The following is a 14,126-nucleotide window of genomic DNA, read 5'->3' as shown; positions in this document are numbered from 1 at the left end:
TCCAACGGCCGAATCCTGCGTATTATGGTGCGCATGGCAGATTTCTCACATATCCTCGCAACGCGCCCCGATTTCGATGACGAAGACCGCGAATGGCTCCACCATCTGGTGGCCGACTGGCAGGTGATCGCCGACCTCAGCTTCGCCGACCTGCTGCTGCTCGTGCAGGATGGTTCCGGCCGGTACGTGGTGGCCGAACAGTGCCGTCCCTCCACCGTGATGACGCTCCGTGGAGAGGACGTGGTGGGCGAGGTCATGCCTGAGGACATGGCCGGCGAACTGGACGCCGCCATGCAGTCCACCGTGGTGTTCCGCTCCACCGTGCTCAGGACCGTGGGCAAGGCCACCGTCTGCAACGTGTACGCGCCGGTGCGTCACAACGGCAAGACCCTGGGCCTGGTGGTGCGCGAGACCAACATGGCCACCCGGGAATCCAACGGCCGCTACGAGTCCGAAAGCATCAACGCCGGCAAGCAGCTCTACGAGATGATCCCGCGCGGCCAGTTCCCGTACCAGGATTCCGTGATGAGCCAGCGCCACATCGCGCGCGTGGCGGACGGCTTCATCGTCCTGACCCTCGACGGCGTGGTGCGTTACGCCTCGCCCAACGCCATCAGCTGCTTCCGCCGACTGGGCCTGCTGACCACTATGCCCGGCCAGTATCTGAGCGAGCTTGGCACCCAGCTCATCAAGGAGAACGATTCCGTGCCCGAGACGCTGCCGCTGGTGCTCTCCGGCAAGGCCGCGGTCGATTCCGAACTCAGCGCGAACCGTTCCGCCGTGTCCATGCGTTCGCTGCCGCTGTTCGACAACAACGGCCGTGTGGGCGCCATCGTCCTGTGCCGCGACGTGACCGAGCTGCGCCGCCGCGAGCAGGAGCTGCAGACCAAGAACGCCACGATCTCCGAGATCCACCACCGTGTGAAGAACAACCTGCAGGCCGTCTCCGCGCTGCTGCGACTCCAGGCGCGCAAGACCAAGTCCGAGGAGGTCAAGAAGGAGCTGCAGGAAGCGCAGCGCCGCGTGCAGACCATCGCCATGGTGCACGAGGGCCTGAGCCAGACCGCGGACGAGATCGTGGACTTCGACAAGGTGATCTCCAACCTGCTGCGCATGGCCGTGGATCTGGCCACCATGAAGGACCAGCAGATCGACATCAACTTCATGGGCAAGTTCGGCATGATGCCCGCCCAGGACGCCACGCCGCTCTCGCTGGTGCTCACCGAGCTCATCACCAATTCGGTGGAACACGGTTTCGAGGGACGCAAGGAGGGCCACATCGTCATCTCCGTGGGCCGCTCCGGCTCCAACCTCAACGTGGTGGTGGAGGATGACGGCACCGGTCTCGGCTCCGAGGAACAGGGCGGCATGGCCCGTTCCTCCGGCTCGGGCCTGGGCACGCAGATCATCAACACGTTCGTGACCAACGATTTCGGCGGTTCCGTGCATTGGGAACCGCGCCGCGAAGGCGGCACCCGCGTGGTCCTTGACATGAAGCTGCGCGCCGCCCAGGACGAGTAGTCATTCCATCGCGGCTCCCCTCGCTAAGAGAGGGGAGCCGGCGCATCCGGGCGACTCGAGGGGAGTGACACGTCGTGTGATGTGCCACTGGGAGTCGGAAACGACCGACACTCCACATATGCGAAGACCCTCCCGATCAGGGGAGGGTCTTCGCATATAAAACCTTGGAATACGTTCGCCGAATCAGATCTGCATCTGCATGGCCTGGGAACGGCGTGCACGCATGGCGCGGCGCTTCAGGGCGCGGCGCTCATCCTCGCTCAGGCCGCCCCACACACCGTAATCCTGATTGGTGTCCAGCGCGCACTTCAGGCATGCGTCAATCACCTTGCAGGTACGGCACACGGCCTTGGCCTCTTCGATCTGCTGGTAGGCGGCCCCGGTGTTGCCCACCGGGAAGAAAAGCTCCGGATCCTTGTCACGACATGCGGCCTTGGCTCGCCAATCAAAAGCGCTGCTCAATGCTTGCCTCCTTGTTTAAAGCCTCTGGCTGTTGTTGTTTCTGTAAGCCCAGATACAAGGTAACCACGAACCATACCGTTTTTCAAGAGTTTTCGCCCAGAAAGTGACGACACGCCAAGCCTTGGGCCGGCGGTCGACGGCATCGGCACATCAGGCGGCGCACTGCACCAGACAGGCCGTGGCACCCGCAACCAGCACCGCCCTGCCCGGCGTGTCCAGATCGCGCTGGCTGAGCGTGGCCAACAGGTTCGAGGGGATGCCCGTCATCAGATCGGCCGTCCGCTCGCCGCAGGGGAACGCGATGCGCGTCACGCAGTGTTCGGGCACCCGTACATGACGGGCGGTCGTCACCGCGAACACCACGGTGACGGCGGTATCCGCCAGCGCCTTGCGGAATTCGTCGGCCTCATCGCTGACGTTGAACGGGTCGAACAGTTCATCGGCGTCATCGACCACCCACACCAGCCGCGGCGGATGCGGCACGTCCGGAGTCTCCGTGGTCGTCCTTGCGCCGGATCCCTCGCCGCCCCGCAGCAGTTCGGCGGTGCGCTCGCCGCGCTGCACCCTGCTGTATCGCACCATCAGGCCGTCCATGCCGGCGGCGGAACGGGCGAGCATGGTCAGCACCGTGGTTTTCCCCCGACCGTGCGCGCCGATGACGCCGATGTTGCCTGTCGTAATCGGAACGGTGGCGTCGTGCAGGGCGATGCCGTCATCCGCAAGACCGAACCACAGCCGGTCAGGGAACCGGTTACGCGCATGCCCCGCACGGATGGGAGCCGGCACCTGCGTAGGCAGAGGAGCGGTGAACAGGGGCGGGGTAGGAGCGAATCCCATGAACCGGTGCGCCAACGTCACCTGCCTGCAACAACGGGCGATGTTCTCCACCGGGGCGCAACGCAATGCCGTGACCTGTTCGCCGTCATTGCAGTACGCCGAGCCGGGCAATGCGGGCGGGATGGAGGCGGCCCTGCCGTCGCCCAGCAGTTCCGTGGACTGCATCGTATCGCGCACGCGCAGGCAGATGTTGATGGCCATGTTCGCCTTCATGTCGGCGTTAACCTGGCCGAGCGGGTTCTGCGTGCAGGCGATGAGATGCATGCCGAGCGAGCGGCCCAGCGAGGCGATGCGCACCAGACGGCCGATATAGTCCGGCAGCTGGTCCTTCAATGCGTGGAACTCGTCGATGACCACCATCAGTCGTGGCGGCGGCAACGGCATGTCCTCGATATGGGCGGCGTGATGCTCGGCGGCCAGTCGCTCGCGCCGGGTCAGTTCCGCCTCCAACGCGCGCAGGGCGCGGGCCGCGTGCGCCAGGTCGAGATCGCACACGTTGCCCACGGTATGCGGCAGCTGTTCGAGCGCGCGGAACGCGGAACCGCCCTTGAAATCAAGGAACACGAAATTGAGCCGGTCCGGACCGTTGCACGCGGCCAATGCCAAGCACCAGCTTTGCAGGAGCACCGACTTTCCGGAACCGGTGGTACCCGCCACCAGCGCATGCGGACCTTGACGGACCAGGTCGAGGTCGAAGCGGCCTTGCGCGCCAGTGCCAAGCGGCACGTTCAGATCAGCCGGGCCTATCCAATGACCGACGATGGTGCGCCAAGGCAGCCGGTCGAAACCGAGCATCGCCTCGATGGACTGCGAGGCCATCGTATGGAAGGCCACGGCGTCGCCGGTGTCATCATCGACGGTGATGGGGCGTGATGAGGCCGTGGACGAGGCCGATGGCGTGGCTTCGGCTGCTGCCTGCGAGCCCCAGGGCAGGGCGATGAGCACCGAGGCCAGGCAGCCGATGGCACCGGGCACCACCATCATGGCGAACATCCACTGACCTTGGACGATCATCACCACGATCATCATGATCTGGGCGAACAGTGGTGCCGCCATGGCGAAGACCATGAGTTTGGCACGCGGGTCGGAAGCGGTGCCGTTGCGTGCGGATGAGCCGACCCGATTGGAACGTCGGCCGGAAGGGGAGCGGTCGGAACCATGACGGTTGCGCCGTTCGTGACGTGGGGAGGAGGTGCGTCGTTGCTGTGCATGTCTGGACATGCCTCCAGCGTGAACCGGTCCATGCGCCCCACGCAAGCCGAACCGGCCTATGTGGTTCCAGCTTCCATGTTGCTGTTCTGGCTCCCTTCTCCGAGAGGAGCTGGGCCGCGAAGCGGACTGATGGGGAGGCTTATGGAATAGATCGTGGGCTCCCCTCAGTCGCCTACGGCGACAGCTCCCCTCAGAGAGGGGAGCCCGAATGGGGGCGAATCAATCTTGGTTTAAGAGCCAAAAGGGTTTCCTCGGCTTCACGGCGTTCGGAAGCTCTCCTCGGAGAGGGGAGCCAGAAAACACTTGGAATGCGTCTTACTGTCAAAAAGCCGTGGATTAGCTTTCGGCGAGGGTGCCCACGGTGCCAGCGGCATGTGTGCCGGCTGCGAGTTCGCTGAACAGTTCGGTGTTCTTCGCGTCGTCCAACAGCACGGAGGAGCCCACGCCGTCCACGTAGTAATCGGGATCGGACCAGTACACGCTGCCGGAGATGCCGTTGCTGCCGGTGGCGTCCTTGAATGCCAACGCCATGGACAGCAGGGTGAACGGCGTGGTCTTATTATCCACGGTCAGTGAATCCAGTCCGGCGTTGGCCAGCTTGGAGACTTTTGCGGGATTCGTCAGCGTCTGTGCGCTGGAGGCCTTCTTGATGATGGCCGCGATCACCTGGCGCTGGCGTGCGTTGCGCCCGAAGTCGCCCTGCGCGTCCGCATAGCGCATGCGGGAGAAGGACAGTGCGGTGGCACCGTCCGCCGTATGGCAGCCAGCCTTCCAATTGAGACCGGAATAGGCGTCCTGAACGTCCTGGTCGTAGCACAGTTCGATGCCGCCCAGCGCGTTGACCACTTCCTGCAGTCCGCCGAACTTGATCTGCGCCACATGATCGATGCGCTGCCCGGTCAGGGTCTCGATTTCGCCTACCAGTGCCTTGTTACCGGCGAACTGGGCCACGGAATTGATCTTCATGTACTGGCCGTCCACGTTCATCAGCGAGTCACGGGGGATGGAGATTAGCGAACTCGCGCCGCTTTTGGGCTTGGTGAGCACCAGAATCGTGTCCGTACGGTAACCGGAGACATCGTCCACGCCGCCGTAATCGGTGGAGCCGTCACGTTCGTCCGAACCGAGGATCAGCCACGTGGAGGCGGGCGTGTCAGCGGAATCGGTCAGCCAATCGGCCCTGTTCAACCGGCCGTTGACCCACGTCCAGGCGCCGAACACGGAAACCACGAGCGCCGCAAGGAGTACGGCCACGGCGATGGCCGCGATCCGCCCTGCACGGTGGCGGGGGCGCGCGGCCCGAACCACACCGGCGCCGGGGGAGACGGAACCGCGTCCGGCGCGAAGGGAGGCTGCGGCGGGACGGCTCATCTGGGGAGCGGCCGGAGCGGACGCCGGGCGCACGGCGTTACGGGAGGATCCGGAGGAGCGTCGCGCTCGGGTGGGGGCGATGCTCTGTGGCATGGCGTCGCCCGGCGTGCTGCGGCGGGCCGCACGACGCGCGTTGGGGGAGAAGCTCGGTGGTGGGGTCGCGGCACCCACGGCGTGCTGTGAGGAAGATGTCACGGAATCGGCGGAACTGCCGTCTCCGGGGGCGACGGAACGTGCGGGGGAAGCCTCGGCGGCATCATCGCTTCGACGTGCGTCGGCGGCACCGGTCGCACGAGAACGCGCCGGAGCAAAGGACTGCGGTGCGGAGGCGGAGGGACGCTGACGGCGACCGGCGGAGGGAACGAAGCTCGGCGGATTGATATTCTGGTCCGCTCCACTTGTTTCCTGCGTCATGCAATCCTCCACATACCGTCGAAAATGTCTGAAAGCCACTTTGACACAGTGCCCGGCGAACAGGCCAGACGGGTGCGGTTCCTTCGCATGACCGGCACATACCCGGCGCATATCTCACGCATACCCGGCATGGAATTCGCTCTGTTAAACCAGGATTGACATGAATACCCTTGGACTACCCCTCAGTCGGCTTCGCCGCCAGCTCCCCTGGCAAGGGGAGCCAAGAATAAGGGGCATGTCAATCCTGGTTTAACAGAGCCATGGAATTAGCCCCGCCGTATGCCGCAGCTAGGGCCTGGACGCAATCGAATCCAAGCTCGCCGGCACAGTGCAGACAGTCACACGCTTATAGCACAATTTCTCATAAACAGGCGTAATGACACGAGACACCATTTGACAAAAACACGGCGGCATGAGTGTAATGTAACCGTCAAATTTTGAAATGCTCGAAGGCAAGGAGAGTCGCATGTGGGGTGTGGTCGACGATTCCGCCGAAGAGCAGTGGAACGAACTGTGGGGCCTGTTCAAGCCGGACGGCGACGTCTCATGGCAGCACAAGGCGCTCTGCGCGCAGACCGATCCCGAGGCGTTCTTCCCCGAAAAAGGCGGCTCCACCCGTGACGCCAAGCGCGTGTGCGCCAAGTGCGAGGTGCGCGAGCAGTGCCTCAAGTGGGCCATCGACCATGACGAACGCTTCGGCATCTGGGGCGGCATGAGCGAACGCGAACGCCGTCGGTACAAGAAAAGCCATCGCGAACAAGCGTGAAACGCGGGGCGGGCGCCGCGGTTGCGTGCTCGGCACGGTATCCGTCCATCCCCCGATTCGTCCCTGATGGACTTCACGGCAATGCCGTATCCCATGATCGGCCGTGTCGGTCAGGTTTCGGCGTCCCCGGCACCGAATGTAAGCAAATCAAGGAATATGAAGGTATTTGCCGCCATTCACGGATACTCGGCGGTGGTGCCTATTACTCTGGGGGTTTATGAGTCCGACAGGTAACAGCGATATTCAGCAGGCCTTGGCCGAAGCCATGGCATCCAGGCCGTACACGCACCGGCAGGATGTCGACGCCGGCATAGCGGCCGTGATCACCGTCGAGGAGGACACCCGTTTCCTTGCGGCCACGCTGCGGGCCCTGCTCACCCAGAACGTGTTGCCGGGCGTCATCATCATCGCCGACGCCACCGGTGCCACCGGGCAGCCCGTCAGGACATCCTTCGAGGTGATCCCCTCGCCGGCCGGTCCGGTCATGGCCATGCCGCAGGCCAAGGAGGTCAGCGTGCAGGTCGTTCGGGCCAAGGGAGCCCGTTCATTCGGCGACGCCGTGGACAAGGCCCTTGATTATGCCGAACTCGACCCCTCGACCCGCGCGCTGTGGCTGTTGCACGACGACTCGCGTCCATCGGACGACACCTGTCTGGAACGCTTGCTGGAATCCTGGCGCAACACGCCGGGTGCCAACGTGCTCGGCTGCAAGCAGTGCGACTGGGACGGCAAGCAACTGCACAACGTGGGCATGTATGCGGGCCGCCACACCGTGCATTCCCTTGTGGTGGACGGTGAACCCGATCAGGAGCAGTACGACGGCCGTCAGGACGTGTACGCCGTCTCCCTGGCCGGCGCGCTCGTCTCGCTGAGCACGTTCAAACGGCTCAAAGGCATCAATCCCTGGTTCACCACCTACGGCGAATCCTTGGACTTCTGCCGTCGCGTCTGCCAGAGCGGCGGGCGTGTGGTGATCGTGCCTCAGGCGCAGATCGCCCACCGCCGCGCCCGGTACGAGGGCGTACGCACCCGTGGCGGCGAAGCGCTCAACTCCCACCACACCATCAGCCACGCCATGACCGTGGCCCGCGCCCAACAGCGCTACCTGTACACGGACATGGCCATGTCCTCGTGGATCCCGGTATGGCTGTGGCGTTTCATCCGCAGCTTCGGCATGGCCCTTGCCATGCTGTTCGGCAAGAAACCCTACGGCGCATGGATCGAACTGTGCCTGCCGTGGCTGGCTCTGACCTCCATCCCCGGAGCCATGCGCTCGCGCAGGCTGGTGGCCCGCCAATCGAAGGTGCCGATGTCCTCATTGCAGGTGCTCACCGCCGACCGCCGGCAGATCGCCCAGTTCCACGACCGGCGCGACGCCTTCATCGCCCAGCAGGGCGTGGTGCTGCTGAGCCCGCTCGAACGCGCGCATCTGAGAAGCCGCATCATCCGCCGATGGTCGTGGGCCATGGTCATGGCGCTCGTCTCGTTCCTGGGCATCATGGCCATCCACTGGCCGGTGTTCCGCGCCGCGTTCTCGGACGGCTCGCTGTATTCGAACGCGCTGCTGCCCACCGGCGCGAGCTTCCGCCAACTGGCGCAGGCCGCCACCACGCCGTGGGTGTTCGGCTCGGGCATCGGCATCCCAGCGCCTCCCACACCATGGCTGCTCGTATTGATGGTGGCCTCCCTGTTCACCATCGGCCACGTCGGCGCGGCCCTATCGCTCATGTTGTTCGCCGCCGCACCGCTCGCCGCGTTGTCCTTCTGGGCGCTTGCCGGCATCTTCACCCGTTCGGACGTGGTCCGTGTGCTCGGCGGCCTCCTGTGGGCCTCCTCCGGCATCATGTTCGGCTGGTACGCCGGCGCTGACCTGCCGATGCTCACCGTGCTGGTCTTCCTGCCCGCCGCGTTCGCATTCGTGTTCCGCGCCGTGGGCATGTACCACACCGAGGACCCGTTGAAGCCCCGCCCCTCCGTGCAGGCGGCGGCATTGTCCGCCCTGTGCTTCATCCCGGTGGTGGCCGCCGAGCCGCAGCTCCTGCTGGCTCTCGTCGTGGCGTTCGTGGCCTTCCTCATGTTCGTACGCCGCAAACGCGCCACGCTCCTGCTCATCCCGGTGCCTGCCGCGTTCGCCGTGGCCCCCACCCTCGTCAACTCGATTCGGTACGCGCATTTGGGCTCATGGCGTCAGCTGTTCGGCGACATCATGGTTCCTTCCACGGCGTCCAACGGTTCTCCTGAGGCGTTGAGCCTGCTGCAGGTGGCCCAACGCGCACTCGGCTGGAATCTTCTGTCCACGCACATGCTTGACCTGGCTGTGGCGCTCCTGTTCCTCATCGTGACCGTGCTCGCCATCGCCTCGCTCGTGCTGCCGTTCGCCCTGCGCGCCTCCCGACTCATGTGGGTGGTCATCGTCTGCGGCGCGGCGCTCTCGCTCGTCTCCTCGCGCGTGGCCATCGACGTGGACGCCGCAGGTCCGGTGGCCGGCTCGGCCGAACCCGGCATGCTCCTGATGATGATGGGCTTCCTGTCCTGCGTATGCTTGGTGGCCGGCGGTGCGGTGAAGCGCTTCCACCCCCTGCATTCGAACGCGCAAGGCGAGATCGAGGCACCGGCCCGTGACCGTCTTCGCCCGCTGATCGTATCCGGCCGCATGGTGCTTGCCGTGGTGCTCGCCGGCTGCGTGGCCATCCAATGCTGGTATGGCCTCGAACGCCAGCAGGATGGGGGACTGGGTATCTCCCGCTCCGGCCTGCCCATGGTCACCACCGATTACCTGGCTTCCGGCGAGGACCATCGCGTACTGGCCATCAGCGCCCAGACCCGCAATGTGGTCGATTATTCCGTGATGCGCACCTCCCGCGGCGACCTCATCGACAGCTCCCCGGCCCAGCGCGTACGTCTGCTGGACGGCGAACACGATGAGATCGACCAGACGCTCGCCAAGGCATGCGCCACACTGCTGTCCAATCCGGACGAGGACGCCATCGCCACCATCAGCCAACTCGGCTTCGGCGGCATCTACGTGGTCTCGGACGGCGAATCGGCCACCACGGCCACGCCCTACGAACAGTTGAGCGCCAACATCGCCGCATCCAACGGCACCCAGGCGCTGGTCAGCACCGACGCCGGCACCTACTACCGCCTGACCCTGCGCTCCGCCGCCTCGCAGAACGTGGACACCTCATGGCAGCAGCGCACCCAGAACAGCGGCTGGCGGCGCGCCTGGCTCATCTGCCTCGCGGTGGTGCTCGTCCTGTACTGCCTGGTGGCCCTGCCGCGCCGACGCATCATGGACGGCTTGGAGGAGGAAGCATGAGCCGCAAAGCAAGGAAATCAACGTCGTCCGTCCCCAGGCGCGTCATGCGCGTGGTGACCGGCATCATCACCATGATCGTGCTCATCGCCCTGTTCGCGGCCCTGATGATCCTGCCCGGCCCGAAGTCGCTGATCGACCGGGTCCAGGCCACCACCGACGCCATCGACCAGACGGTCAGCCCCACCCAATCCGAGACATACTGCCCGGCGCCCATGGCGCTCGCCGATTCCGGCACCTACGGTGACAGCGAATTCCAGGCCACCGTGGGCAACCTCGCCACCCAGGCCCGCTACGCGGCGTTCGGCTCGGTGTACAGCGCATCCGTCGCCGCGTTTGGGGATGATTCGGCGTCCGCATCCAGCGCCGTGACGCTCAAGGACGACGATGCCACCGACGAGGACCAGGTGAAGACCGGTTCCGAGAAGATCAGCCAGGGCTCCCGCCTCATCGACACCCACATGCTCACGGCCGAGGCCGGCACTGGCACCGCCGGCTCCATCGCCTCCTGGGCCAGCGACGGCGACCTCAAGGGCGTCTCCGCGGCCTCTTGCGTGGCCACGGCCCTGCGCCAGTCGTTCCTCCTGCCTTCCACCGCAACCGGCACCACGCAACAGCTCATCGTGGCCAACCCCTCCACCAAGCCCACCACCGTGGACGTATCCGTGTGGGGCTCCAAATCCGCCGGCAAACTCACCATGTCCACCCAATCCACGCTGACCGTGCCTGCCGGCGGCGAAAGCACGCTGGAACTCTCCGCAGCCGCCACCGCCCAGGACGGCCTGTACGCGACGGTCTCCAGCAAGGAGACGCCGATCGCCGCCGTGGTGCGCGTGGTGAGCATGGACGGCCTGACCTCCAAGGGCTCCGATTTCGCCATGCCGTTGGGAGCCGCCTCCAACGCGGCGGTGGCCTCCTCGGTGAACGAAGGGGACAAAGCCACCGCCTACCTGTTCGCGCACGTCGATACGCGCACCGAACTGTCCTGGATCACCGCAAGCGGTCTGGTGCATGCCCAGGACGTCACGGTCAAGGCGGGCCAGGTGTCCGTCGTGGATCTGGGCGATGCCCCCAAGGGCGCGCTGGGCGTGATGTCCACCGCCGAGGACAAGTTGTTCCTCACCGTGAAGGCCTCCCGCTCCGGTGACGGCGATCAGGCCGATTTCGCGCTCATCAACGCCGCGCAGCCCGCGGCATACGCCGGTCTGGCATTGCCGGACGACGTGACCGGAACCATCACGCTGGCCAATCTGTCGAACAAGGAAGCGAAGGTGACGATCCACGCCTACGACGCCAAGGGGCATGCGGTCAAGAGCCGCGACGTGACGCTTGGGGCGAACGCCGCGCAAGCCGTCAAGGCCGCCGATCTGGCCGACGGCGACAACGCCGCGGTCGTGCTGATGGTCGAGGATCAGGACAAGCAGGTGGGGTGGAACGTGCGGTTAAGCCACGATAATCTGGGCGACGGCAAGGTCGCCGGCCTGGCCGCCATCGGCCCGACCGCGCTCGTACCGTCCATCGCCCACGTCTGGGCCCGCAACGATTCCACCATCGTGCGGTAATCGTGTGGTAACAGGCGGATCACAGGCCCCAGTCGGGGTCGATCTCCTCGGGACGGCGCCCGTACAGTTCCGCCAGACGCGAAACCAGTTCGTCGCGGATCGCCAACTGGAGTTCCATCTTGGTCGGCGCCTCCGTCTGCAACGGCATGCGGTACAGCACGATGCGTGCCGGAATGCCATGGCTGGCAGGGAAGCACTGCGACGTGAAATTCGGCTCCGTCTGCCAAGGCGTCGGATCGGAAGGCGGCACATCCTCCACCGCGAACTGCAACGGGCGCACCAACTGGGGCCACGCCTCACCGAGACGGCGTACCTGCGCGGCCACCATGTCGTCGAACATGCCGGTGCGGGTGCGGTAACGGGGCAAGCGAGTGCCGAACATTGGGGTGCGTGTGCCGCGTCCGTGCCGGTTCCGGTACACGCGGGCGTTCCAAGGCGGTTGAAGCATGGTTCCCACCATAGGCCAAGGCGACGGCAATATGCGTTAGAATCGGTGCATTGGATACTCGCGTGAGGAGGACACGGGGATGATGGTGCGCTCCTGGACCGAATGCAATCTCGACGAACTGTGCTCGCGGGCCAAGGTGTTCGGCTTCGACCTGGACAACACGCTCGCCAGCTCCAAGCAGCCCATGAAACCGCCGATGATCGAACGGTTCAGCGCCCTGACCTCATGCGCCACGGTGGCACTCATCTCCGGAGGCAGCATGGCCGTGGTCGCCTCCCAGGTGCTCGACGTGCTCGCCCCCACCGCGAACCGCGCTAATCTCCACGTCATGCCCACCTCGGGTTCGCGCTACTACCGGTGGGATGAGGCCGAATCCCGGTGGGGGCTGGTCTATTCGCATGACCTTGACCCCGAAACCGTGGCCGTCATCGAATCCAGCCTCGAACGGCACGCCCGGGAACTCGGACTATGGGAAGCCGAGACATGGGGCCCGCGCATCGAAAACCGCGGCAGCCAGATCACCTTCTCCGCATGCGGCCAATACGCGCCGGTCGAGGTCAAGCAGGCTTGGGATCCGGACAACACCCGCAAGCACGCGCTCGCCGAAGCCGTGCGCGCCGACCTGCCCGACCTGAAGATCCGCGCGGGCGGCTATTCCAGCGTGGACGTCAGCAAGCACGGCATGGACAAGGCCTATGCCGTGCGCTCGCTTGCCGCCGCCCTGGGCATCGAGCCCGGCCGGATACTGTTCACCGGCGACCGCATGGGTCCGGGCGGCAACGACTATCCCGCCGTCGAGGCTGGAGCCATGGGTATGCGCGTGAACGATCCCCAGGATGCCTTGGGACTGATGGACGCGCTGCTTGCCCGTCTGGGATTGGGCACCGCCGGCCCGTCCCCGTCATCGTCGAAATAGCAGCGCCGGGTCAGGATCATGGTCACGCGGGCGGGCAGAGGTCACCATCGCCGGACGCAGGGGAGCGGCGGTCTGCTGCCTCATGTCTGGCCCGCGATACGGGACGTGCTCCTGCCCCGCGGATGCGCCGGATGCGACAGGCCCGATGAGGTGCTCTGCCCCGATTGTCGTGCGTTGTTCGGCGGCTGCCATGAACGGGAACTGCAGGGCTGCATATCCGGTTCGGCCTACGCCGCCGCCATCTACCAGGGATTCGCCCGTCACGCCATCCTCGACTGGAAAGACCACGACGACGTGGAACTGGATGGCCCGTTCGCCGAAATCGTCACGGACGTGCTGCGAAGATCCAATCTGCCGGAATCACTGGCCGCAACGTTGAAGGAGGACACCGCCCGCGGTCCCGTACTGGTGGTTCCCGCACCGTCCTCCCGCCAATCCACGCGGCGGCGCGGCAGACGCCACCTGATGCCGTTGGCCATGGCACTCGCCGATGCCCTGTGCGACATGGGAATCGACGCCATACCAGCGCGGGTGCTGGCAAGCACCGCGGGCGGCGGGCGATCGGTGCAGCAGGTTTCCTCCGCCCAGCGGGCCCAGCGCATCGGCGGGCACATCGAGGCCGTTTCCCTCCCAGACATGCCGCTGAAGGGCGCGGTGACGGTATTGGTGGACGACATCATCACCACAGGTTCCACATTGCGCCAGTGCGTGGCCGCATTGCGCGGGGCCGGCGCCATACCGGTCGGCGCGCTTGCCCTGGCCCATGCGGTGGTCCGCTACGGATCCGAAGAGGAAGACGATTCATATACTCCCGTTCCCGGAACATCCAGAGGCTCCCGTATGGGAAGCACCTCGAGCACCACACCCCAGATGAGCGGGCGAACCCCGTCCGGGGTCATGTAATCGGGGAAGCGCGGGTTATCGGCATGTAGGATGGTGCGCGAACCGCGTACCAGCAGCCGTTTGACGGCCAGCTCGCCGTCCAGTACGGCCACCACCACATCACCGGGTCGGGGAGCGCGCGACCGGTTCACAATGAGCAGGTCGCCATCCCGTATACCGCCGTCGCTTAGGTCCTTGCCATCGTTGGTGTCAACGTTGGTGTCAACGATGACACCAACGCGCTCGGGAATGCACATGGAATCGCCCGCCATCTGCACCACGAACAGCGAATCTCGCGCATCGGCCGCCCCTGCCACCACACACCCCCAAAATCGAACGTTTGTTCGATTCTATCGGAAGGCGTGTATAACATCAGTGGCTCCGCCAAGTACATTGACAGAGCCACAGATGTGATGCCG

At 65.2% G+C, this 14,126-nt stretch carries 10 protein-coding genes and 1 pseudogene; 6 read left to right on the top strand and 5 right to left on the bottom strand.

Features of this window, described 5'->3' with window-relative positions; translation table 11 throughout:
• Positions 1-33: 33 nt before the first annotated feature.
• Positions 34-1,521 carry a sensor histidine kinase gene (locus DF196_RS07210; protein ID WP_109057182.1) on the top strand — a complete coding sequence of 496 codons (1,488 nt, stop codon included), beginning with the start codon at positions 34-36 and terminating at the stop codon, positions 1,519-1,521.
• A gap of 183 nt (positions 1,522-1,704) precedes the next feature.
• Here the strand turns inward: DF196_RS07210 and DF196_RS07205 are convergent, their stop codons facing one another.
• The 3 genes from DF196_RS07205 to DF196_RS07195 all read right to left on the bottom strand — a co-directional run bounded on the left by DF196_RS07205 (position 1,705) and on the right by DF196_RS07195 (position 5,817).
• Entirely contained in the window at positions 1,705-1,983 is a 279-nt protein-coding gene (locus DF196_RS07205) for a WhiB family transcriptional regulator (RefSeq protein ID WP_003835265.1), read from the bottom strand.
• Between the two features lie 150 nt (positions 1,984-2,133).
• The gene (locus tag DF196_RS07200; RefSeq protein ID WP_421728454.1) at positions 2,134-4,041 is read right to left on the bottom strand and encodes an FtsK/SpoIIIE domain-containing protein; all 1,908 of its coding nucleotides are present in this window, start codon (positions 4,039-4,041) and stop codon (positions 2,134-2,136) included.
• A 327-nt stretch (positions 4,042-4,368) separates the two neighbouring features.
• Positions 4,369-5,817: an LCP family protein gene (locus tag DF196_RS07195; protein WP_170115006.1), complete on the bottom strand. Its 1,449-nt coding sequence runs from the start codon at positions 5,815-5,817 to the stop codon at positions 4,369-4,371.
• A 466-nt stretch (positions 5,818-6,283) separates the two neighbouring features.
• Here DF196_RS07195 and DF196_RS07185 point away from each other — a divergent pair, with 466 nt between their 5' ends.
• The 3 genes from DF196_RS07185 to DF196_RS07175 all read left to right on the top strand — a co-directional run bounded on the left by DF196_RS07185 (position 6,284) and on the right by DF196_RS07175 (position 11,461).
• Positions 6,284-6,583: a WhiB family transcriptional regulator gene (locus DF196_RS07185; RefSeq protein WP_109057181.1), complete on the top strand. Its 300-nt coding sequence runs from the start codon at positions 6,284-6,286 to the stop codon at positions 6,581-6,583.
• 217 nt (positions 6,584-6,800) lie between these two features.
• The gene (locus tag DF196_RS07180) at positions 6,801-9,902 is read left to right on the top strand and encodes a glycosyltransferase family 2 protein (RefSeq protein WP_109057180.1); all 3,102 of its coding nucleotides are present in this window, start codon (positions 6,801-6,803) and stop codon (positions 9,900-9,902) included.
• Complete coding sequence (locus tag DF196_RS07175; RefSeq protein WP_109057179.1) at positions 9,899-11,461, top strand: DUF5719 family protein; 1,563 nt, start codon at positions 9,899-9,901, stop codon at positions 11,459-11,461. The genes DF196_RS07180 and DF196_RS07175 overlap by 4 nt, the downstream gene beginning before the upstream one ends.
• A gap of 19 nt (positions 11,462-11,480) precedes the next feature.
• Here DF196_RS07175 and DF196_RS07170 read toward each other — a convergent pair whose 3' ends face one another.
• Positions 11,481-11,843, bottom strand: coding sequence for a metallopeptidase family protein (locus DF196_RS07170; RefSeq protein WP_170115010.1), 363 nt, complete (start codon positions 11,841-11,843; stop codon positions 11,481-11,483).
• A 145-nt stretch (positions 11,844-11,988) separates the two neighbouring features.
• Here DF196_RS07170 and DF196_RS07165 point away from each other — a divergent pair, with 145 nt between their 5' ends.
• Together DF196_RS07165 and DF196_RS07160 are read left to right on the top strand one after the other, a co-directional pair.
• Positions 11,989-12,825 carry an HAD-IIB family hydrolase gene (locus DF196_RS07165; RefSeq protein ID WP_109057177.1) on the top strand — a complete coding sequence of 279 codons (837 nt, stop codon included), beginning with the start codon at positions 11,989-11,991 and terminating at the stop codon, positions 12,823-12,825.
• An 18-nt stretch (positions 12,826-12,843) separates the two neighbouring features.
• Positions 12,844-13,728, top strand: coding sequence for a ComF family protein (locus DF196_RS07160; protein WP_109057176.1), 885 nt, complete (start codon positions 12,844-12,846; stop codon positions 13,726-13,728).
• Between the two features lie 44 nt (positions 13,729-13,772).
• On the opposite strand, the pseudogene DF196_RS14105 reads toward DF196_RS07160, so the two are convergent.
• A pseudogene (locus tag DF196_RS14105) lies at positions 13,773-13,964 on the bottom strand (LexA family protein); the annotation flags it as partial.
• Positions 13,965-14,126 lie beyond the last annotated feature (162 nt).

This window comes from Bifidobacterium callitrichidarum (assembly GCF_003129905.1).
In the GTDB taxonomy this organism is placed as follows: Bacteria; Actinomycetota; Actinomycetes; order Actinomycetales; family Bifidobacteriaceae; genus Bifidobacterium; species Bifidobacterium callitrichidarum.
This window is presented reverse-complemented; position numbering and strand designations above follow the sequence as displayed.

What these genes read in the sequence shown, in the direction of transcription:
- DF196_RS07170 (WP_170115010.1), bottom strand. Translation starts at nt 11,843, where the DNA reads ATGTTCGGCACTCGCTTGCCCCGTTACCGCACCCGCACCGGCATGTTC.
- DF196_RS07175 (WP_109057179.1), top strand. Translation starts at nt 9,899, where the DNA reads ATGAGCCGCAAAGCAAGGAAATCAACGTCGTCCGTCCCCAGGCGCGTC.
- DF196_RS07180 (WP_109057180.1), top strand. Translation starts at nt 6,801, where the DNA reads ATGAGTCCGACAGGTAACAGCGATATTCAGCAGGCCTTGGCCGAAGCC.
- DF196_RS07165 (WP_109057177.1), top strand. Translation starts at nt 11,989, where the DNA reads ATGATGGTGCGCTCCTGGACCGAATGCAATCTCGACGAACTGTGCTCG.
- DF196_RS07195 (WP_170115006.1), bottom strand. Translation starts at nt 5,817, where the DNA reads ATGACGCAGGAAACAAGTGGAGCGGACCAGAATATCAATCCGCCGAGC.
- DF196_RS07210 (WP_109057182.1), top strand. Translation starts at nt 34, where the DNA reads ATGGCAGATTTCTCACATATCCTCGCAACGCGCCCCGATTTCGATGAC.
- DF196_RS07185 (WP_109057181.1), top strand. Translation starts at nt 6,284, where the DNA reads ATGTGGGGTGTGGTCGACGATTCCGCCGAAGAGCAGTGGAACGAACTG.
- DF196_RS07160 (WP_109057176.1), top strand. Translation starts at nt 12,844, where the DNA reads ATGGTCACGCGGGCGGGCAGAGGTCACCATCGCCGGACGCAGGGGAGC.
- DF196_RS07200 (WP_421728454.1), bottom strand. Translation starts at nt 4,041, where the DNA reads ATGTCCAGACATGCACAGCAACGACGCACCTCCTCCCCACGTCACGAA.